This window comes from Streptomyces sp. NPDC043876, assembly GCF_056435825.1.
In genome coordinates this window covers 906,212-925,760 of sequence record NZ_JBWKDV010000002.1, presented here as the reverse complement: position 1 = coordinate 925,760, position 19,549 = coordinate 906,212, and the positions used below count along the sequence as shown (strand labels likewise).

The 19,549-nt window shown below is 74.4% G+C and carries 19 protein-coding genes and 1 pseudogene; 8 read left to right on the top strand and 12 right to left on the bottom strand.

Going from position 1 to position 19,549, the window contains the following annotated elements; translation table 11 throughout:
* Positions 1 to 357: 357 nt before the first annotated feature.
* Positions 358 to 1,089 (bottom strand): VIT1/CCC1 transporter family protein, encoded by a 732-nt coding sequence (locus tag AC0693_RS09260; protein ID WP_469318939.1) that lies wholly within the window; start codon positions 1,087 to 1,089, stop codon positions 358 to 360.
* A gap of 279 nt (positions 1,090 to 1,368) precedes the next feature.
* Here AC0693_RS09260 and AC0693_RS09255 point away from each other — a divergent pair, with 279 nt between their 5' ends.
* The 7 genes from AC0693_RS09255 to AC0693_RS09225 are packed head-to-tail and all read left to right on the top strand — an operon-like array spanning position 1,369 to position 9,489.
* A complete protein-coding gene (locus tag AC0693_RS09255; RefSeq protein ID WP_478801331.1) occupies positions 1,369 to 2,448 on the top strand; it encodes an ADP-ribosylglycohydrolase family protein in 1,080 nt (359 codons plus the stop codon).
* Positions 2,445 to 3,773, top strand: a complete 1,329-nt coding sequence (locus tag AC0693_RS09250) for an ADP-ribosylglycohydrolase family protein (RefSeq protein ID WP_478801330.1) — start codon at positions 2,445 to 2,447, stop codon at positions 3,771 to 3,773. Before AC0693_RS09255 ends, AC0693_RS09250 begins: the two co-directional genes overlap by 4 nt.
* The gene (locus AC0693_RS09245; RefSeq protein ID WP_478801329.1) at positions 3,770 to 4,957 is read left to right on the top strand and encodes an ADP-ribosylglycohydrolase family protein; all 1,188 of its coding nucleotides are present in this window, start codon (positions 3,770 to 3,772) and stop codon (positions 4,955 to 4,957) included. Before AC0693_RS09250 ends, AC0693_RS09245 begins: the two co-directional genes overlap by 4 nt.
* Positions 4,954 to 6,483, top strand: coding sequence for an ADP-ribosylglycohydrolase family protein (locus AC0693_RS09240; protein ID WP_478801328.1), 1,530 nt, complete (start codon positions 4,954 to 4,956; stop codon positions 6,481 to 6,483). The genes AC0693_RS09245 and AC0693_RS09240 overlap by 4 nt, the downstream gene beginning before the upstream one ends.
* Positions 6,480 to 7,385: a ribokinase gene (gene rbsK, locus AC0693_RS09235; RefSeq protein ID WP_478801327.1), complete on the top strand. Its 906-nt coding sequence runs from the start codon at positions 6,480 to 6,482 to the stop codon at positions 7,383 to 7,385. The genes AC0693_RS09240 and rbsK overlap by 4 nt, the downstream gene beginning before the upstream one ends.
* Positions 7,382 to 8,671 (top strand): CaiB/BaiF CoA transferase family protein, encoded by a 1,290-nt coding sequence (locus AC0693_RS09230; protein ID WP_478801326.1) that lies wholly within the window; start codon positions 7,382 to 7,384, stop codon positions 8,669 to 8,671. The genes rbsK and AC0693_RS09230 overlap by 4 nt, the downstream gene beginning before the upstream one ends.
* Positions 8,668 to 9,489: an HpcH/HpaI aldolase/citrate lyase family protein gene (locus AC0693_RS09225; protein ID WP_478801325.1), complete on the top strand. Its 822-nt coding sequence runs from the start codon at positions 8,668 to 8,670 to the stop codon at positions 9,487 to 9,489. The genes AC0693_RS09230 and AC0693_RS09225 overlap by 4 nt, the downstream gene beginning before the upstream one ends.
* 84 nt (positions 9,490 to 9,573) lie before the next feature.
* On the opposite strand, the gene lgt is transcribed toward AC0693_RS09225, so the two are convergent.
* The 11 genes and pseudogenes from lgt to hisI all read right to left on the bottom strand — a co-directional run bounded on the left by lgt (position 9,574) and on the right by hisI (position 18,734).
* Positions 9,574 to 10,668, bottom strand: a complete 1,095-nt coding sequence (gene lgt, locus AC0693_RS09220) for a prolipoprotein diacylglyceryl transferase (RefSeq protein ID WP_478801324.1) — start codon at positions 10,666 to 10,668, stop codon at positions 9,574 to 9,576.
* Positions 10,669 to 10,990: 322 nt separating this feature from the next.
* Positions 10,991 to 11,827, bottom strand: a pseudogene (locus tag AC0693_RS09215) (DsbA family protein); the annotation flags it as partial.
* 44 nt (positions 11,828 to 11,871) lie between these two features.
* Entirely contained in the window at positions 11,872 to 12,714 is an 843-nt protein-coding gene (gene trpA, locus AC0693_RS09210; RefSeq protein WP_478801323.1) for a tryptophan synthase subunit alpha, read from the bottom strand.
* Positions 12,711 to 13,958, bottom strand: coding sequence for a tryptophan synthase subunit beta (gene trpB, locus AC0693_RS09205; protein ID WP_478801322.1), 1,248 nt, complete (start codon positions 13,956 to 13,958; stop codon positions 12,711 to 12,713). Before trpB ends, trpA begins: the two co-directional genes overlap by 4 nt.
* 119 nt (positions 13,959 to 14,077) lie before the next feature.
* Positions 14,078 to 14,287, bottom strand: a complete 210-nt coding sequence (gene trpM / locus AC0693_RS09200; protein WP_356412287.1) for a tryptophan biosynthesis modulator TrpM — start codon at positions 14,285 to 14,287, stop codon at positions 14,078 to 14,080.
* A gap of 11 nt (positions 14,288 to 14,298) precedes the next feature.
* A complete protein-coding gene (gene trpC / locus AC0693_RS09195; RefSeq protein ID WP_356412285.1) occupies positions 14,299 to 15,108 on the bottom strand; it encodes an indole-3-glycerol phosphate synthase TrpC in 810 nt (269 codons plus the stop codon).
* A gap of 149 nt (positions 15,109 to 15,257) precedes the next feature.
* The gene (locus tag AC0693_RS09190) at positions 15,258 to 15,737 is read right to left on the bottom strand and encodes a DUF2752 domain-containing protein (protein ID WP_469336673.1); all 480 of its coding nucleotides are present in this window, start codon (positions 15,735 to 15,737) and stop codon (positions 15,258 to 15,260) included.
* Positions 15,738 to 15,789: 52 nt separating this feature from the next.
* Complete coding sequence (locus AC0693_RS09185) at positions 15,790 to 16,038, bottom strand: HGxxPAAW family protein (RefSeq protein ID WP_356412282.1); 249 nt, start codon at positions 16,036 to 16,038, stop codon at positions 15,790 to 15,792.
* Positions 16,039 to 16,149: 111 nt separating this feature from the next.
* The gene (locus tag AC0693_RS09180) at positions 16,150 to 16,833 is read right to left on the bottom strand and encodes a TIGR02234 family membrane protein (protein WP_469319532.1); all 684 of its coding nucleotides are present in this window, start codon (positions 16,831 to 16,833) and stop codon (positions 16,150 to 16,152) included.
* 14 nt (positions 16,834 to 16,847) lie between these two features.
* Entirely contained in the window at positions 16,848 to 18,338 is a 1,491-nt protein-coding gene (locus AC0693_RS09175) for an anthranilate synthase component I (RefSeq protein WP_356412278.1), read from the bottom strand.
* 15 nt (positions 18,339 to 18,353) lie between these two features.
* A complete protein-coding gene (hisI, locus tag AC0693_RS09170; protein ID WP_478801321.1) occupies positions 18,354 to 18,734 on the bottom strand; it encodes a phosphoribosyl-AMP cyclohydrolase in 381 nt (126 codons plus the stop codon).
* A gap of 84 nt (positions 18,735 to 18,818) precedes the next feature.
* On the opposite strand from hisI, the gene AC0693_RS09165 reads away from it, so the two are divergent.
* Positions 18,819 to 19,451 (top strand): TIGR03085 family metal-binding protein, encoded by a 633-nt coding sequence (locus AC0693_RS09165; protein ID WP_469336669.1) that lies wholly within the window; start codon positions 18,819 to 18,821, stop codon positions 19,449 to 19,451.
* Positions 19,452 to 19,549: the final 98 nt, after the last annotated feature.

Here is a 19,549-nt window from a genome sequence, read left to right as displayed (position 1 = left end):
GGTCGCGGAGTGCGTGGATGCGGAACGCATCGGGACTCCCGTCGTCGTCGTGGCATATGCATAGCCGAGGGACGACGTTGGCCCTCTGCGAAATTTCGTGCAGGTTACATGATGACGGCAATCCCGGGAACCGGATATCGCGTTCCAGCATGCGGACACTGTGCGAAAGAAAAGTGAGGACCTGCGCGGGCGTCAGCGCGAGGCGGATGCGCGAGGCAGAGGTCCTGATGCAGGCCGGGCATCATTGCCCGGCCGCCTTCACGTCATGCCCGCCGGACATGCGATCGAAACCGACCGAAACCGGCGAGTAATGACTATTTATGCTGAACTCTGCATAGTGTCTCACCCTTCGAGGGGTCAGCCTACGGCTCCACCGATCCACGTGCCCAGGATGTACGTCACACCCGCCGCCGCGCCACCCAGGAGCAGCTGCCGCAGCCCGCTGTACCACCACGACCGGGCGGTGACCCGGGACACGACCGCCCCGCACAGGAACAGCCCCACCAGGGCCAGCAGCACCGCCGGCCACAGCGCGGTCGCGCCGAGCAGGTACGGCAGTACGGGCAGCAGCGCGCCCAGCGCGAAGGCGCCGAACGAGGACACCGCGGCGACCAGCGGCGACGGCAGGTCGTCCGGGTCGATGCCCAGCTCCTCGCGGGCGTGGATCTCCAGCGCCTGCTCGGGGTCGCGGGACAGCTGCATCGCGACCTCGCGGGCGAGGGACGGGTCGACGCCGCGCGAGACGTACAGCTCGGCCAGCTCCTCCATCTCGTCGATGGGGTGCTTGCTCAGCTGCTGGCGCTCGATGTCCAGCTCGGCGAGGACCAGCTCGCGCTGGGAGGCGACGGAGGTGTACTCGCCGGCCGCCATGGAGAAGGCGCCGGCGGCCAGACCCGCGAGCCCGGTGATGACGATGGTCTGCGTCGCGACCGCGCCGCCCGCCACACCGGTCATCAGGGCGAGGTTGGAGACCAGTCCGTCCATGGCACCGAAGACGGCCGGGCGCAGCCAGCCGCCGTTGACGTCACGGTGGGTGTGGTTGTCGCGGTGGGCCTCGTGCAGCGGTGCTTCGGTGTCGATGATGGACATGTGGCGTGACTCCCCTTCGCGTGCGGAACGGGCGCGCGGGCACGGCACGGGAGGGCCCGGACCGTGTGCAGGCACCCACTCCCCCTGAACACCTCGAAACTACGCACGATTTCGGGGCGCCGCCAGCAAGGTAGGCCGTACTTACCAGGGCTTTCGTCCGTCGGCGACCGGGTGACGGGAGGGGCCGGGTGGTGTTTCGCGGCAACCGACAAACGCGATGCCGTGGCACAAATCCCCCATGGGCTCATGATGAGTTCCACCAAGTGGAGAGGCGCGCCCATGGGGCTGATCGCATCCGGTCCGCAGTCGCATCCCGAGCGGTACCCGGGGTACCCGGGGTCGCATCCCGACGTGCGGGCGGACGTGTGGGCCGGGCCTCGGGCGGACGTGCAGCCGCAGGTGCTGCTGGACCGGGCGCGCGGTGCGCTGCTGGGACTCGCGGTGGGTGACGCGCTGGGCGCTCCGGCGGAGAACATGAAGCCGTCGCAGATCCGCGCCAGGTGGGGCCGCATCGAGGGGTTCGTGTCGGAGGACCCGGCCGGTACGGACGACACCGAGTACGCGATCTTCTCCGGCCTGCTGCTGGCCCGGCACGGGTCCGCCCTCACCGTCGCGCACGTCGAACGGGCCTGGCACCACTGGATCGCCGACCTGGACGAGGGCCCCTTCCGCGGGGCGGGCTTCTCCGAGCGCGGGACCCTGGAGAACCTGCGGCGGGGCCTCGCCGCGCCGATCTCGGCGCAGCACCGGCACGCCTGGTCGGACGGGCTCGCGATGCGGGCCGCCCCCTTCGGGGTCTTCGCGGCCGGGCGCCCGGCCGAGGCGGCCCGGCTCGTCGCCATCGACGGCACCGTCAGCCACGACGGCGAGGGCATCTACGGCGGCCAGGCCGTCGCGGCGGGCGTGGCTGCGGCCATGGCGGGCGGATCGCCGGCCTCGGTGGTCTCCGCGGCCCTGTCCGTCATCCCGTCCGACTCCTGGACCGCGCGCTCCCTGCGCCGGGCCGTGACCGCCGCCCCGCGCGGCGAACGGGCGGTGCGCTCCGCGGTGGTCATCGGCGGCTACCCCTGGACGGACCTGGCGCCGGAGGCGGTGGGCCTCGCGTTCGGTGCCTTCGCCTCCTGCGGCGGGGACTTCCGGGGCTCCGTCCTGACCGCGGTCAACATGGGCCGCGACGCCGACACCACGGCCGCCGTCGCGGGCGCCCTGTCCGGCGCCCTCTCCGGCGCCGCCGCCATCCCGGCGGCGTGGTCCTCGGTGATCGGCCCGGTCCGCGGCAGCTGCCTGCCCTCGATGCGGGGCTACCACGTCCTGGACATCGCGGACCTCCTGACCCCGGATTCCGAGCCGCCCCGATGACCCCACCACGCAGCGCCCCGGAAAGCCCGGGGGTACCGGGGGCGGTGGCGGTGGCGGTGGCGGGCGGGAACGTGGTCGTGCCGGTAGCGGGTGGAGACGCGGCCGTGCCCGTACAGGCCGAGTCCCTCGCCGCCACCGCAAGCCGCCGCACCGGCGCCCCCGCCGGGGACGCGTCCCGCGGGGAGCGGCGGATCGAGGGGCTGTTGCTCGGGCTGGCCGCCGGGGACGCGGCCGGGTGGCCCGCCGCCCGGCACCGGGCCAGCCGGATGCCCGAGTGGACCCGCCGCCTCACCCGCGAGCTGGACACCTTCGCCGAGCAGAACGCCACCACCACCCTCCCCGTCCCCATCGCCCTCAACCAGCCCCCCGAACCCCTGTGCCTCGGTCCGAGCGACGACGCCGAGTGGGCAGCCTTCGCCGCCGAGTCCGTCCTCACCGCCGCCGGCGCCCTGCTCAGCGACCTGAGCCGGTCGCGCCGGATGCGGGCCGCGATCGACCTCGCGTGGAACGCCCTGGCCAGCGAGGTCGCGGCGGCCGCCGACCGGGCCCCCGAGGTCGAGTCGGCGGTGCTGCCGCTGCGGGCGCGGATCTCCGTACGCGCGGGCCTCGGCAACCTCGCCGCCGGTCTGCGCCCGCCCGCCACGGGCCACGACAACCCGCACTACTTCGACGACGCCGCCTGCATCCGCGCCTGCGTCCTCGCGGTCGTCCACCCCGGGGACCCGGCGGCGGCGGCCGACCTGGCGGAGTTCGACGCCCGCTACACCCAGGACGGCGACGGCGTGCACGGCGCCCGCGCGATGGCCGCCGCCCTCGCGACCGCCCTGGCGGGGTCCGGCACCGACGCCGCCGTGGACGCCGCGCTCGGCCAGCTGCCCGCCACGACCGAGATCGGCCGCAACGCCCGGCACGCCGTCGCGCTCGCCCGCGCGCACCCCGACGGCGGCGCCTTCGCCATCGTGCCGCTGCTGGAGCACCAGATCGTGGACCACGTCTACAGCTACGGCATCGCCGCCGCCGAGACCGTCCCCGTCGCCCTCGCCCTGGCCACCGCCGCCCGCGGCCGGGTCGCCGAGGCGGTGCCGGCGGCGGCCTGCCTGTCCCGGGTCGCGGATTCGGCCCCCGCCCTCGCCGGGGCGCTGACCGGCGCCCTCGGCGGCGGCGACTCGATCGCGCCGGCCTGGCGCGACGCCTGCCGCACCCTGTCCGGCTGCGCGCTGCCCCGCCTCGCCGGTACGGACCTGGTGGAGCTCGCGGCCCTGCTCACGCGGACGGAACTCACCGCGCCGCTCCCCCGCACGACCCGGAGGACGATCCGCCCATGACGCAGACGGGTACGGAGAGCCAGGTGCGGACCGCCGCGCGGGCGCTCACGATCGAGGACCGGGCCGCCGGCTGCCTGGTCGGGGCCGCCGTCGGGGACGCGCTCGGCGGCCCGGTCGAGGGCTGGTCCCCGGACCAGATCGTGGCACGGCACGGCGGCCGGGTGCACGGCATCGTCGGCCCCTGGTACGAGGACTGGCGCACCGCGCGCCCCATCGCGCCGTACCACAAGGGCGACGGCCACGTCACCGATGACACCTTGATGACGCATGCGCTGGTACGCGTCTACGAGGCGGTGCGCGACCACCTGGACGCCTACGCGGTCGCCGACCACCTCGTCCCCGACCTGATGTGCCGGCCCCGCTGGATCCCGGAGCTGGAGGCGGAGGCGCTGCCCCTGCACCGGATCTTCCTCGCCGAGAAGTGGATCGTGGCCCGGCTCCACTACGGGCACGTGGACCCCCGCGAGGCGGGCACCGGCAACATCGTCAACTGCGGGGCCGCGATGTACATGGCGCCGGTCGGCATCGTCAACGCCGGCAACCCGGCGGGCGCGTACGCGGAGGCGCTGGACATCGCGGGCGCGCACCAGTCGTCGTACGGGCGGGAGGCCGCCGGGGTGTTCGCGGCCGCGGTGGCCGCGGCCTGCGTGCCGGGGGCGACGGCCGCGTCGGTGGTCGAAACGGCGCTCTCCCTCGCCAAGGACGGCACCCGGGCCGCGATCGCGGCGGTGGTCGAAACCGCCTCCGCGCACCGGGACGTCGAGCCGGCGCTGGTGCCGCTGCGGGAGGCGGTCGCCCCGTACGACTCGGTCGGCCCGGACTACCGCTCGCCCTCGCTCGGCGCCCGGCGGCCGTCCCGGCTGCACGCGATCGAGGAACTTCCGGTGGCGCTGGGCATGTTGCTGGTCGCGGAGGGGGCGTACGAGGCCTCCGTGCTCGGGGCCGTCAACTACGGGCGGGACTGCGACTCCATCGCCACCATGGCGGGGGCGCTGGCCGGCGCGCTGGGCGGCGCGGCGGCGGTGCCGGGGGCCTGGGCGCGGGAGGTCGCGGCGGCGAGCCGGCTCGACCTGCACGCCCCGGCGGCGGCCCTGGCCCGGGTGGCCCGCGAGGTCTTCGCCCTCGATCTCGCCCGCCGCCGCGCCCACGAGTCCGCCTTCACCACGATCGCCGCCCCCCGATGACACTCCCCGCGAACCGACTGCCCCCGACCGCGGCCCCACCCGCCTCGGCAGACCACGCCCCGCACCCCGCCCGCCCGGCCCCGGCACGCCCCGCGACCCCGAATCCCCCGCCCGGCGGCTCCGCCGGCCCGATCCGCCTGACCTGGGCGCAGCCCGAGGACCTGATCGGGCACGAGCTGCGCCAGGCCGAGGAGGACGGGCGCGGCCGCGCCGCGGAGCCGGTGCGGCAGGCCTGGCTGGCCGCGGGCGGCCACCCGGCCCCCGACCGGGCCGGAGCCTCGCCCTCCCCCGCCCGCCCGGAGCTGCGTGCCCTCGCCGACCGCCTGCTGACCGAACTGGCCGCCCTCCCCCGCCCTCTGGCCGCGGCCGAGCCGCACGGCTGGGACGCGATCACCGCCACCTGGCCCCCGGCCACCGGACCCGCCCCGCGCCCCTCGCCGGAGGCGGCCCGGCTGGAGGCCGCCTGGCTGGGGCGGGCCGCGGGGTGCGTGCTCGGGAAGCCCGTGGAGAAGCTGCCGCTCGCGGGGATCCGGGCGCTGGCGCGGGCCGCCGGGAACTGGCCGCTGGACGACTGGTTCACCGCCGAGGGGGTGCCCGCCGAGCTGCTGGCGGCGTACCCCTGGAACCGCCGCTCCGCGCCCACCTCGCTCGCCGAGAACATCGCCGGCGCCCCCGAGGACGACGACCTCAACTACCCCCTGCTGAACCTGCGGCTGCTCCAGCGCCACGGCAAGGGCTTCACCACCGCCGACGTGGCCCGGCTCTGGCTCGACGAGCTGCCCGCCGGGCGGACCTTCACCGCCGAGCGCGTCGCGTACCGCAACCTCCTCCTCGGCCTGGAGCCCCCCGCCACCGCCACCCACCGCAATCCGTTCCGCGAGTGGATCGGCGCCCTCATCCGCGCCGACGTCCACGGCTGGACCCACCCCGGCGATCCGGCGGCCGCCGCGGCCCAGGCCCACCGGGACGCGACCTTGACCCACACCGGCAACGGCGTCTACGCCGCCCTCTTCATCGCCGCGGCCACCGCCGCCGCGGCCGTCCCGGGAGCCGACGTGCACGGCGCCCTCGCCGCCGGGCTGGCCGTCGTACCGCCGCGTTCGCGGCTCGCCGAAGCGGTCCGGTTCGCGGTGCGCGAGGCCCGGGCGCACGCCGCCGCGCACCGCCCCTTCGACGAGGTCGTCGACCGGCTGCACCGGCGCTACGGGCACTATCACTGGGTGCACGCCGTCCCGAACACCGCCCTGATCGCGGCCGCCCTCACGCACGCGGAGGGCGACTTCACCCACTCCATCTGCCGCGCGGTGTCCGGCGGTTGGGACACCGACTCCAACGGCGCGACGGCGGGCGCGCTGGCGGGACTCCTGGCCGGCTCCCCCGACCGGCTCCCGCGTCGCTGGACCGCCCCGCTCGCGAACCGGCTCGCCACCAGCGTGCCCGGCTTCGACGGCATCGGCTTCGACGCCCTCGCCCGCCTCACCGCACAGCTCGCCCACCTCACCACACCGGAGGCAGCACCCTCATGACGGCCATCGCCGTGCTCGGCAGTACCAACATGGACCTCGTCGCCTACGTCCCCAAGGCCCCCCGCCTCGGGGAGACCGTCACCGGCCGGGCGTTCCACACCGTCCCCGGCGGCAAGGGCGCCAACCAGGCGGTCGCCGCGGCCCGCAGCGGCGGGGAGGTGACGATGATCGGGGCGGTCGGCGCGGACGCCTTCGGCGTACGGCTGCGCGCCGCGCTCTGCGACGCCGGCGTCGAGACGGCGGCGCTGCGCACCGTCGAGGGCGCCAGCGGCACCGCGCACATCACCGTGGACGACGAGGGCGGCAACTCGATCATCGTGATCCCCGGCGCCAACGCCCTCGTCACCGGCCTGGAGGAGGGCGACGCGGCCCGGATCGGCGCCTGCGGGACGCTCCTGCTCCAGCTCGAACTGCCGCTGTCCGCCGTCCTTGCGGGCGCCCGCGCGGCCCGCGCGCACGGCGTGCGTACGGTCCTCACGCCCGCCCCCGCCCAGCCGCTGCCCCCCGAACTGCTCGCCACCATCGACCTGCTGGTGCCCAACGAACACGAGGCGGCCGCCCTCACCGGCCTGACCGATCCCGCGCGGGCGGCCGACGCCCTGCTGCACGACGTACCGGAGGTGGTGATCACGCTCGGCGCGGCCGGATCGCTGCACGCGGCGCGCGGGCAGGCCCCGTACACCGTGCCCGCGCCCCGGGTGCGGCCCGTGGACACCACCGCGGCCGGGGACACCTTCGTCGGCGCGCTCGCCGTGGCACTCGGCGAGGGACGCACCATGCGTGCGGCCCTGGCCTGGTCCTCGGCGGCGGCCGCGCTGTCGGTGCAGCGGCCCGGCGCCCAGGACTCGATGCCGACGCGCGCCGAGACGGACGCCTTCGCGGACACCGGGCCCCGGCCGTGAACCCGCCCGCACCCCGGCCCGGAACCGCGCGGGACACCCCGCCCGCACCGCCGCCCGCACCTCCGTCCGCGCAGGTGCCCCCGCCCGCCGCCCCCGCCGCGAGCGGCCCGCTCGCCGGACTGCGCGTGCTCGACCTGGCCACTCTCTTCGCGGGCCCGCTCGCCGCCGCCCTGCTCGGCGACTTCGGGGCCGACGTGCTCAAGGTGGAGCACCCGCGGCGCCCCGATCCGTCCCGTGGCCACGGCCCGGCCAAGGACGGCTTCGGCCTGTGGTGGAAGGTCCTGGGCCGCAACAAGCGGACCCTCACCCTCGACCTGTCCACCCCCGGTGGCCGGGACGTGCTGCTGCGGCTCGCCGCCACGGCCGACGTGGTCATCGAGAACTTCCGTCCCGGCACCCTGGAGAAGTGGGGCCTCGGCTGGCCCGAGCTGTCCGCGGCCAACCCCCGGCTGGTCCTGGCCCGGGTGACGGGCTTCGGCCAGTTCGGCCCCTACGCCCGCCGCCCCGGCTTCGGCACCCTCGCCGAGGCCATGAGCGGGTTCGCCGCGATGACCGGGGAACCGGAGGGACCGCCGACACTGCCGCCCTTCGGGCTCGCGGACTCCATCGCCGCACTGGCCACCGCCTACGCCGTGATGGCCGCGCTCGCGGGGCGCGGCCGCACCGGCGCCGGGCAGGTCGTGGACCTGGCCATCATCGAGCCGATGCTGGCGGTCCTCGGCCCGCACCCCCTCTGGTACGACCAGCTCGGCTACGTCCAGCCGCGCACCGGCAACCGGTCCACGAACAACGCGCCCCGCAACACCTACCGCAGCGCGGACGGGCGGTGGCTGGCCGTGTCCACCTCGGCGCAGTCGGTCGCGGAGCGGGTGGTGCGCCTGGTCGGGCGGCCGGAGCTGGCCGGGGAACCCTGGTTCGCGACGGGTTCGGGGCGGGCCGCCCACACGGCCGTCCTGGACGAGGCGGTCGGTTCGTGGATCGCGCGACACAAGGCGGAGGAGGTCGTCACCGCGTTCGAGGAGGCGCAGGCCGCGGTCGCGCCGGTCTACGACGTGCGCGACGTGCTGGCCGACCCGCAGTTCGCGGCCCTGGACACGGTCACCGAGGTGGACGACCCGGACCTCGGGCCGCTGCGGATGCAAAACGTCCTCTTCCGGCTCTCCGAGACGCCGGGGTCGATCCGCTGGGCGGGCCGCGCGCACGGCGCGGACACCGACGCGGTGCTGACCGAACTGGGCTTGTCCCAAGCGGAGATCGACATCCTGCGGACCGAGGGAGCACTGTGATCCTGACCTGGCTGTACGTGCCCGGGGACCGGCCGCAGGTGGTCGCGAAGGCGCTCGCCTGCGGCGCGGACGCGGTGATCGTGGACCTGGAGGACGCGGTACCGGTCTCCCGCAAGGAGTACGCGCGCACGGCCACCGCGGAGCTCCTCCAGCACCGGCCCCCGGTCCCCGTGTACGTCCGGGTCAACGCCCTGGACACACCGTGGGCGCGGGCCGACCTGAACGCGCTGGCGGGGCTGTCCGGGCTCGCCGGCCTGCGGCTGCCCAAGATCACCGCGCCCGAGCAGATCACCGCGGTCGCCGACCGGACCGGCGGGGTCGCGCTGTACGCGCTGCTGGAGTCGGCGCTGGGGGTGGAACGGGCGTACGAGATCGCCCGTGCCCACCCGGCCCTGCGGGGCCTGTCCCTCGGCGAGTCGGACCTGCGGGCGGACCTGGGCGTGAGCGCCGACGCGGGGCTCGACTGGCCGCGCTCGCGGGTGGTGGTGGCGTCCCGGGCGGCCGGGCTCGCGCCCCCGCCGCAGTCCGTCTTCCCGGACATCCGCGACCTGGAGGCGCTGGCCGGATCGTGCGTCCGGGGCCGGGCGCTGGGCTTCCTGGGCCGGGCCGCGATCCACCCGCGCCAGCTCCCGGTGATCGAACGGGCCTACGTACCGGGGCCCGCCGAGATCGCGGCGGCGGAGCAGATCGTCGCGGCGGCCCGCCGCACCCCGGGCGCCCAGGCCCTCCCGGACGGCCGTTTCGTGGACGCGGCGGTCCTGGCGGGCGCGGAGCAGGTCATGGCGCTGTCCCGGCGGGAGTCCCGCGTGCCGTCCTGACGGCCGCCCCCACACGCACGTGCTCCGCCGGACCAGGTCCGGCGGAGCACGGTGCCGCGGGTGAGCCTGCGGCTCGCGCGGGGGTCAGAGCTTCTTCGCCCCCGGCGCGGTGTCCTCGGCCTGCGCGGGCAGCCCGGGCTCGGCCGCCGCGGGCTTCGCGAGATCGGCCTTGGTGACGTCGGGCTTGGTCGTGTCGGGCTTCGCGAGATCGGCCTTCGTGACCTCGGGCTTGGTCGCGTCGGGCTTCGCGGGATCGGCCTTCGCGAGGTCGGGCTTCGTGAGGTCGGCCGTCGGCGCCGCGGCCCGTACGGCCTCCGGGTCGGCCGCGGCCTCGCCGGCAGCGTCGGCCGGGGCTTCGCCCTCGGGGCCCACCGGCTCCACGACCGCCTCGCGGCCCGGCCGCAGCCGCGCCGACAGGATCAGGTAGGTCACGGCGGCGACGAAGACCACGATGGCCGTCCACACGTTCAACCGCAGGCCCAGCACGTGGTGCGCCTCGTCGACCCGCATGTACTCGATCCAGCCGCGCCCGGCGCAGTACGCGGCGACGTACAGGGCGAACGCCCGGCCGTGGCCCAGCGTGAAGCGGCGGTCCGCCCAGATCACCAGGGCGGCCACGCCCAGGCACCACAGCGACTCGTACAGGAAGGTCGGGTGGTAGGTGCCCGCGACCCGGTTCGGGCCGTCGCTGATCTCCAGCGCCCACGGCAGGTCGGTGGCGCGGCCGTACAGCTCCTGGTTGAACCAGTTGCCCCAGCGGCCGAAGGCCTGGGCCACCGCGATGCCGGGAGCCAGCGCGTCCGCCCAGGCGGGCAGCGGGATGCCGCGCAGGCGGCAGCCGATCCAGGCGCCGACCGCGCCCAGCGCGATCGCACCCCAGATGCCGAGGCCGCCCTCCCAGATCTTGAAGGCGTCGACCCAGTTGCGGCCCTCGCCGAAGTAGAGCTGGTAGTCGGTGATCACGTGGTAGAGGCGTCCGCCGACCAGGCCGAACGGAACCGCCCACACGGCGATGTCCGCCACCGTGCCCGGCCGGCCCCCGCGCGCTACCCAGCGCTTGTTGCCGAGCCAGACGGCGACGAAGACGCCGATGATGATGCAGAACGCGTAGCCGCGCAGCGGGATCGGTCCGAGATGGACCACACCGGTCGACGGGCTGGGAATGTAGGCAAGTTCCATGGCACCGCAGACGCTACCTTGCCGGGCGGTGGGGACCGCAACCCGCCCGGCAAGACGGCGTCAAATCGACACCTGCCGATCATCCGGCGGGCACGGATCCGAGGGCCGCCCTGTCACCCCCTGCCGCCCCCGGAACACCGGCCGAGGTCCCCGCCGAGGAGCCCGTGGAAGAGCCCGTTGACGTACCGGCCGACGACCCCGCCGAACCGCGCGCCGACGGTCGGCCCGAGGCCGACGCCGAGGCCTTCGCCGAGGGTCGCGCCGAAGCCTCCTCCGACGCGTCGGGCGACGCCTGCGCCGGCGCCCCGGAGCCCGCCCCGGCCGCTGCCGTGACCTTCGCCTTCAGCTTCTCCGGGGTGAGCGGATTGGCCTGGTCCGCGAAGATGTCCTTGCCGTCGAGCAGGATCGTGGGCGTGCCGCGGAACTTCCCCGCCTTGAACGCGTCGTACGACTTCCCGACCCAGCTGTTGTGGGTCCCGCCCTCGACGCACTGGCGGAAGGCGGGGGTGTCGAGGCCGTCGACCTTGCCCGCCAGCTCCAGCAGCCGGGCGTTCTTGCCATAGGCGTCGTCGACCTCCTTCGGCTGGTTCTCGAAGAGGACGTCGTGGTACGCCGGGAACTTCCCCGCGTCCTGGGCGCAGGCGGCGGCGTTGGCCGCCTTCAGGGAGCCGCTGCCGCTCATGTTGCCGTCGATCAGCGTCACCAGGTGGTACTCCACCTTCAGCTGCCCCTTCGCCACGAGGTCCTGGACCGTGGCGCGGTAGGAGTCCTCGAAGGCCTTGCACGCGGGGCAGCGGAAGTCCTCCCAGATGGTCAGGGTCGACTTCGCCGCGTCCTTGCCGTTCTGGATGGCGAGGGCGTCCTTCCCGGTGGCTCCCGAGGGGGCCACGACCGGGCCGGCCCCGTCCTTGGCCGAGCCGCTCTTGCCGGCGTTGGCCGCGAGCAGACCGACGACGGCCGCCAGGCCGAGGACGCCGACGACCGCGGCGGCCACCACCAGGGTCCGCCGGCGCTTGTCCTTGCTCTTCTGCCGCTCGCGCTCCACCAGAAGTCGCTCGCGGGCCGTTCTCTTCGCATCGCGGTTCACACCGTCGTTCTTGTCGCTCACGTCCCGCCAAACGAAGCGGGGAGGCACTCTCGTGCCTCCCCGCTCCCACATCCACTCGAACGGGCTACAGAACCCCGCCGTGGATCAGCTGTTCGTCAGCTCCTGCGTACGCCTTCCGCAAGTTCGGCCGCCAGGGCGCGGACCGCGTCGAGGCCGGCCGGGAGGTCGGGGGCGTCCAGGAGGAGCTTGACGAAGGCCGAGCCGACGATCACGCCGTCCGCGAAGACGGCGACCTCCTTGGCCTGCGCCGCGTTGGAGACGCCCAGGCCGACGCAGACCGGCAGATCGGTGGTCTTGCGGGTCCGGGCCACCAGGTCCTGCGCCTGCTCACCGACGGAGACCCGGGTCCCTGTGACTCCCATCAGCGAGGCCGCGTAGACGAAGCCGGAACCCGCCGCGGTGATCGTCGCCAGCCGCGCGTCCTTGCTCGACGGCGCGACCACGAACACCGTCGCCAGCCCGTGCTTGTCCGCGTGCTCGCGCCACAGCGCGGACTCCTGCACCGGCAGGTCCGGCAGGATGCACCCCGCCCCGCCCGCCGCCGCCAGCTCCGCCGCGAACCGCTCCACCCCGTACCGGTCGACCGGATTCCAGTACGTCATCACCAGCACCGGAGCACCCGTCGCCTCGTGCGCCTCACGCACCGTCCGCAGGACGTCCGCGATCTTCACCCCACCGCGCAGCGCGATGTCATCAGCCGTCTGGATCACCGGACCGTCCAGCACCGGGTCACTGTGCGGCAGACCGACCTCCACCACGTCCGCGCCGCCCGCGATGACCGCCTTGACGGCCTCGATCCCGCCGTCCACCGTCGGGAAACCCGCCGGAAGATAGGCGACCAGCGCCGCGCGGTCCTCCGCCTTCGCCTTCGCCAGGGTCTCGCTCAGCAGCCGGATGTTGCCCTGCCCCGCCGTCGCGGGCGCCGTCGTGCTCGTCACTTGCTCTGCCCCTCGGTGCCGTCGTAGAGGCCGAAGTAGCGGGCCGCCGTGTCCATGTCCTTGTCGCCGCGCCCCGACAGATTGACGATGATCAACCCGTCCCGGCCCAGCTCCCTGCCCAGCTCCAACGCACCCGCCAGCGCATGCGCCGACTCGATCGCCGGAATGATGCCCTCCGTACGCGACAGCAGCCGCAACGCCTGCATCGCCCCGTCATCGGTCACCGCCCGGTACTCACCCCGCCCCGAATCCTTCAGGAACGCGTGCTCCGGACCGATCCCCGGATAGTCCAGACCCGCCGAAATCGAATACGGCTCCGTGATCTGACCCTCCTCGTCCTGCAGCACGTACGAACGCGACCCGTGCAAGATCCCCGGCTCACCCGCCGACAACGTCGCCGCGTGCTCACCCGTCCCGATCCCGTGCCCCGCCGGCTCGAAGCCCACCAGCCGCACCCCCGCATCCGGAATGAACGCATGGAAGAGCCCGATCGCGTTCGACCCGCCCCCCACACACGCCGCCACCGCATCCGGCAGCCGCCCCTCACGCTCCAGGATCTGCCGCCGCGCCTCCACCCCGATCACCCGGTGGAAATCACGCACCATCGCCGGGAACGGATGCGGACCCGCGACCGTACCGAAGAGGTAGTGGGTCCGGTCCACGTTCGCCACCCAGTCACGGAACGCCTCGTTGATCGCGTCCTTCAACGTCCGCGAACCCGACCGCACCGCGATCACCTCGGCACCCAGCATCCGCATCCGCGCCACGTTCAGCGCCTGCCGCTCGGTGTCCACCTCACCCATGTAGATCGTGCACTCCAGGCCGAACAGCGCACACGCCGTGGCCGTCGCCACCCCGTGCTGACCCGCCCCGGTCTCCGCGATCACCCGGGTCTTGCCCATCCGCTTCGTCAGCAACGCCTGACCCAGCACATTGTTGATCTTGTGCGAACCGGTGTGGTTCAAATCCTCGCGCTTGAGGTAGACCGTCGCCCCGCCCGCGTGCTCCGCGAACCGCGGCACCGCGGTCAACGCACTCGGCCGGCCCGTGTAGTTCACGAGCAGATCGTTCAGCTCGGCCGCGAACGCCGGATCGACCTTCGCCTTCTCGTACTCGGCAGCGACCTCGTCCACCGCGGCGACCAACGCCTCCGGAATGAACTTGCCACCGAAATCACCGAAATAGCCCTCGGCGTTGGGGACGGAACCCTCGGGGTCCGGAATGAAACACTCACTGGACGGCATGCCAGTACTCCTACGGAAGCAATCGGGATGGATTAACCGTATTGCGCCGAGGGTCCCGAAGGCGTCCGCCTCCACCACCGCCATAGCGGCTGCGGAGCGCGGATCCGGGCACGGGACGGCTACGACGCGGCTCCGCCGCGCCATCGCATGCCGTTGACCTGGCCGGGCTCCGACCCGATCACGTACCGGACCCGCCGCCCCCGCACGCGCCGGGCCGGGGCGCGGCAGCCGCGCGGGCGGCAGCCGCGCGCCAGGGGCGCGTGGGCCGACGGCACGCCGCCCCGGCCGGGAAGGCCGGGTCGGGTGCGGACGGCGCGGGCGGACGGCATCACGGTGCGGGTCAGCTCCGCCCGTGGCGCAGGGCGGGGTGGGCCCCGGCGGCGACCAGGTCGGCCACGGCGGCCTTCGGGTCACGGCCGGTCACCAGGGATTCGCCCACGAGGACGGCGTCGGCGCCCTCGTTCGCGTAGGCGATGAGGTCGTGCGGTCCGCGGATGCCGGACTCGGCGACCTTCACGATGTGGGCCGGGATCTCGGGGACGACCCGCTCGAAGGTCGAGCGGTCCACCTTGAGGTCCTTGAGGTTGCGCGCGTTCACGCCGATGATCTTGGCGCCCGCGGCGACCGCGCGTTCGGCTTCCTCCTCGTCGTGGACCTCGACGAGCGGGGTGAGACCGATGGACTCGGCCCGCTCGATGAGGGAGACGAGGGCCTCCTGCTCCAGGGCCGCGACGATCAGCAGGACGAGGTCGGCGCCGTAGGCGCGGGCCTCCCACAGCTGGTACGCCGTGACGATGAAGTCCTTGCGCAGGATGGGTACGTCCACCCGTGCGCGGACGGCCTCCAGGTCCGCGAGCGAACCGCCGAAGCGGCGCTCCTCGGTCAGGACGGAGATGACGGCCGCGCCGCCCGCCTCGTAATCGGCGGCCAGGCCGGCCGGGTCCGCGATCGCGGCGAGCGCGCCCTTGGAGGGGCTGGAGCGCTTCACCTCGCAGATCACCTTGACGCCTTCGCCGCGAAGGGCGGCGACGCCGTCCTTGGCCCGGGGCGCCTTGGCGGCACGCTCCTTGAGCTCGTCGAGGCTGACGCGCGCCTGCCGTTCGGCAAGGTCTGCGCGGACCCCTTCGATGATCTCGTCGAGCACACTCACGCGAGCGGCCCCCTTCCGGGTCGGTCGACTGGTTCAAGGTCAGCAGTCAAATGGTATCCGCAGGAGGCCCTGGCCTCTGCACGCGGTTGACGGCGTCCCATGGACTGGACATTCGGAATCTGATCTTCGATCGAGGGTGCGTACGGGCCTCAGGGGGCCAGTGCCGACCCGAACGGGAGGTTCCGGACGACGGCGAAAACCAGCGCCACCGCCCCGATTCCCCACCAGTACAGCGGTGTGAGGGCCAGCCGCGGGGTCGGCCCGCCGCGATACGCCCGGATCAGCCACACGGCCATGAATCCCGCGAAGACGAAATAGCCGGCCACCGCCATGGCATTCGCACCCAGAGCGGTGATCAGATCGCCGTGGGCGAACGCGTGGGCGCTGCGCAGGCCGCCGCAGCCGGGACACAGGATCCCGGTCAGCCGGAACAGCGGGCAGACCGGGTAGTGGCCGGGTTCGTACGGGTCCACGGCGGCGACGTAGCCGAGGGCCGAGGCGGCCGCGGCCAGGGTGAACGCCGGAGCGGCCAGCCGCCGGGCCCGGGTGGGGGCCGGGGCGGGAACGGGGGCGGCGGGCGTCACCAGGGGGGTGCGAGAGGCGTCCACCCGCTGATTGTCGCCGCTCATGACAAAAGGCGCAGCCCGACGGGACCGCGCCTTTCGGCTCCGCTGCGGGGCATCAGGCCTTCGCGGCCTTGGCGGCGGCGACGATCGGCCCGAGGTCCTTGTGGGCGGACTTCGGCGCGCCGAGGCCCGCCGCCTTCATCGCCAGGCCGACGACCCCGCCGAGCGCCACGATGACCAGGCCGGCGATGAAGCCGATCAGGTTCGCCATGACCGTGAACGCGCCGGAGACGCAGAACCCGACGAAAGCGATGATGACACCGGTCCAGGCGGCCGGGGTGTGTCCGTGGTCTGTGCCCGCCATGAGTTGCTCCTCGTTGCTCTGTCGAACGCGTCCGTATCGACCGCCCGCACGTCATTGCCCCCATTGTCCCGCACCCGGGACGGCCCTCGCGCCCGGGGGGTGGGAGGGCCCTCAGCGGCCGCCGGTGGGGTCCTCACCCCGGTCCAGCGCCTTCCACAGGTCCTCGGGCCGGTCCGGGTCCACCACCGGCGCCTTGCGGGGCCGGGGGGTCCCGTCGCGCTCGTAGCGGCCTCCCATGGCGGGCCAGCTCCGGCCGAAGCGCAGGGCCAGCAGCCCCGCGAGCAGGATGAGCAGCGCGCCCGCGGCCGTCACGTAGGGCCACGCGGTGTGGGTGAGCGCGGCCGCGCGGGCGGCGGTGTCCGCCGTCGTACGGGCCGCCGCGTCGTCCAGCGCCGCCCGGTCCCCGGCCCCGGCCAGCGCGGCCAGGACCGCGCCGAGCCCGCTCAGGGCGAGCAGGGCGGAGACCAGCAGGCGGCCGCGGCCGCGGACGGCGAACACCGCGACCAGGGCCGCGAGCGCCACGATGGCCAGGGCCGCGGGGACCCCGGTGACCGCGCGCCCGTCGGCCGACAGCGGCAGCGCGCCGCCCCCGGCCGCGGCGGCGGTGCCGCGCGCCCAGGTCCGGCCGGAGGCCAGCAGGACGACGGTGGCGCCGAGCGCGCCGAGCAGCAGGGCCGCGGCGACGCTGCGGCGGCCGCCGCGCGCGGCGGGACCGGCCGCGGCAGCGGCGGCGTCATCGGCCGGGTCGGGATCGGCATCGGTTCGGGGCTGGGGTACGGCGCTCACGCACCCCACTATCCCCTACCGCTTCAGGCGGAGTGGAGCCGGTTCGCCGCTCCGACCGCGCGCAGCACCGCGGCGGCCTTGTTGCGGCACTCGGCGTCCTCCAGCTCGGGCACCGAATCGGCGACGACACCGGCTCCGGCCTGCACGTACGCCGTTCCGTCGCGCAGCAGCGCGGTGCGGATGGCGATGGCCGTGTCGGCGTCCCCCGCGAAGTCGAGGTAGCCGACGCAGCCGCCGTACAGCCCGCGGCGGGAGGGCTCCAGCTCCTCGATGATCTGCATGGCGCGCGGCTTGGGCGCACCGGACAGGGTCCCGGCGGGGAAGCAGGCGGTCAGCACGTCGAAGGCGGTGCGGTCCCCGGCGACGCGGCCGGTGACGGTGGAGACGATGTGCATGACGTGCGAGTACTTCTCGATGCTCATGAAGTCGACGACCTCGACGCTGCCCGGCTCGCAGACCCGGCCCAGGTCGTTGCGGCCCAGGTCGACGAGCATGAGGTGCTCGGCGCGCTCCTTGGGGTCGGCCAGCAGCTCCTCGGCGAGGTCGTGGTCCTCCTGCGGGGTGGCGCCGCGGTGCCGGGTCCCGGCGATGGGGTGGACCATGGCCCGCCCGTCCTCGACCTTGACCAGCGCCTCGGGGCTGGAGCCGACGACGTCGAAGCCGTTCTCGAAGCGGAAGAGGTACATGTACGGGGACGGGTTGGTGGCCCGCAGCACCCGGTAGACGTCCAGGGCGGAGGCGGTGCAGGGGGTCTCGAACCGCTGCGAGGGCACGACCTGGAAGGCCTCGCCCGCGCGGATGCGCTCCTTGATGTCCTCGACGGCCGCCTGGTACTTCTCGCCGCCCCACAGGGCGGAGTACGCCGGCAGCTCCGAGGCGGGCAGCGGCGCGGGCGTGTACGGCGCCGGGCGGGCGAGGTCGGCCTCCATCGCGTCGAGCCGGGCGACGGCGTCGGCGTAGGCCTCGTCGACGCCCGAGGCGAGGTCGTTGTGGTTGATCGCGTTGGCGATCAGCAGGACCGTGCCGTCCCAGTGGTCGAGGACGGCGATGTCCGAGGTGAGCAGCATCGTCAGCTCGGGCAGTTCGAGGTCGTCGCGGGTGTGCTCGCCGATCCGCTCCAGGCGGCGCACGATGTCGTAGCCGAGGTAACCGACCATGCCGCCGGTGAAGGGCGGCAGGCCGCCCGACAGGTCGCGCGGGGTGTGCAGGGCCTCGACGGTGGCGCGCAGCGCGTCGAGGGGGTCGCCGGAGGTGGGCACGCCGACGGGCGGGGTGCCGATCCAGTGGGCCTGGCCGCCGCGGACCGTCAGGGTCGCGTCGCTGCGGACGCCGACGAAGGAGTACCGGGACCAGGAACGTCCGTTCTCCGCCGACTCCAGCAGGAAGGTGCCCGGGCGCTCGCCGGCCAGCTTGCGGTAGAGGCCGACCGGGGTGTCCCCGTCGGCGAGCAGTCGTCGGCTGACGGGAATGACCCGGCGGTCGTCCGCGAGCTTGCGGAACGTCTCGAGATCCATGGCGTGGGACCTTACCTATTCGGCTTCGGCGGTGTAGGCGGTGCGCAGGAGGACGTCGGCGTCGAAGCAGGTGCGGGCGCCGGTGTGGCAGGCGGCGCCCACCTGGTCGACGCGGACGAGCAAGGTGTCGGCGTCGCAGTCGAGGGCGACGGACTTCACGTGCTGGACGTGGCCGGAAGTATCGCCCTTGACCCAGTATTCGCCGCGGCTGCGGGACCAGTAGGTGCAGCGGCCGGTGGTCAGGGTGCGATGCAGGGCCTCGTCGTCCATCCAGCCGAGCATGAGCACCTCACCGGTGTCGTACTGCTGGGCGATGGCGGGCACCAGGCCGTCCGCGGAGCGCTTGAGGCGGGCGGCGATGGCGGGATCGAGGGAGGACGTACTCATGCGGGCCATTGTGCCGCGCGGGGCGGGTGGGCACGGCAGGCTGTCCGCCTGATGAGCGCGCACGGTGCGGGATCCGGCCGTAGGCTGGCCCGCATGTCTACCCATGCGAAGCGTGAACGACTGCTGCTGGCGGACCTGTTGGAGGCGGCCGGACCGGAGGCGCCCACCTTGTGCGACGGCTGGCGGACCCGGGAGCTGGCGGCGCACGTGGTGGTGCGGGAGCGTCGGCCGGACGCGGCGGGCGGGATCCTGCTGAACGTGCTGAAGGCCCGGCTGGACAAGGCGATGGCCGAGTACGCGGCCAAGCCGTACGAGGAGCTCATCCAGCTGATCAGGACCGGGCCGCCGAAGATGTCCGTGTATGCGCTGAAGCAGATCGACGAGGCCGCGAACGCGGTGGAGTTCTACGTCCACGCGGAGGACGTGCGGCGGGCGGGGCCCACCTGGTCGCCGCGCGAGCTGGACCCGGTGTTCTCGGCCTCGCTGTGGTCGCGCCTGGAGAAACTGGCCCGCCTGACGGGCCGCCGCTCCCCGGTCGGCCTGGTCCTTCGCCGCCCCAACGGTCAGACGGCGGTGGCCCACAAGGGCACCCCGGTGGTGACGGTCACCGGCGAACCCGGCGAACTGACCCTGTTCTGCTTCGGCCGCCAGGACGCTGCGCGCGTCGAGCTGGAGGGTGACGCGGACGCGGTGGCGAAGCTGAGGGCTGCCAGGCTGGGCCTCTGACCCCGCCGCACCCTCGGACCGGGCGCCGGCGCCGGTCCCCCGCCCCTCCGGGGGCGCCTCAAACGCCGGCGAGGCTGGATGTGGTGGCCCCGGACCAG

Bases quoted from the DNA above. Each gene is read 5' to 3' on its own strand.
- AC0693_RS09260 (WP_469318939.1), bottom strand. From the start codon at position 1,089: ATGTCCATCATCGACACCGAAGCACCGCTGCACGAGGCCCACCGCGAC.
- AC0693_RS09255 (WP_478801331.1), top strand. From the start codon at position 1,369: ATGGGGCTGATCGCATCCGGTCCGCAGTCGCATCCCGAGCGGTACCCG.
- AC0693_RS09250 (WP_478801330.1), top strand. From the start codon at position 2,445: ATGACCCCACCACGCAGCGCCCCGGAAAGCCCGGGGGTACCGGGGGCG.
- AC0693_RS09245 (WP_478801329.1), top strand. From the start codon at position 3,770: ATGACGCAGACGGGTACGGAGAGCCAGGTGCGGACCGCCGCGCGGGCG.
- AC0693_RS09240 (WP_478801328.1), top strand. From the start codon at position 4,954: ATGACACTCCCCGCGAACCGACTGCCCCCGACCGCGGCCCCACCCGCC.
- rbsK (WP_478801327.1), top strand. From the start codon at position 6,480: ATGACGGCCATCGCCGTGCTCGGCAGTACCAACATGGACCTCGTCGCC.
- lgt (WP_478801324.1), bottom strand. From the start codon at position 10,668: ATGGAACTTGCCTACATTCCCAGCCCGTCGACCGGTGTGGTCCATCTC.
- trpB (WP_478801322.1), bottom strand. From the start codon at position 13,958: ATGCCGTCCAGTGAGTGTTTCATTCCGGACCCCGAGGGTTCCGTCCCC.
- trpM (WP_356412287.1), bottom strand. From the start codon at position 14,287: ATGCCGTCCGCCCGCGCCGTCCGCACCCGACCCGGCCTTCCCGGCCGG.
- AC0693_RS09190 (WP_469336673.1), bottom strand. From the start codon at position 15,737: ATGAGCGGCGACAATCAGCGGGTGGACGCCTCTCGCACCCCCCTGGTG.
- AC0693_RS09185 (WP_356412282.1), bottom strand. From the start codon at position 16,038: ATGGCGGGCACAGACCACGGACACACCCCGGCCGCCTGGACCGGTGTC.
- AC0693_RS09175 (WP_356412278.1), bottom strand. From the start codon at position 18,338: ATGGATCTCGAGACGTTCCGCAAGCTCGCGGACGACCGCCGGGTCATT.
- hisI (WP_478801321.1), bottom strand. From the start codon at position 18,734: ATGGCCCGCATGAGTACGTCCTCCCTCGATCCCGCCATCGCCGCCCGC.
- AC0693_RS09165 (WP_469336669.1), top strand. From the start codon at position 18,819: ATGTCTACCCATGCGAAGCGTGAACGACTGCTGCTGGCGGACCTGTTG.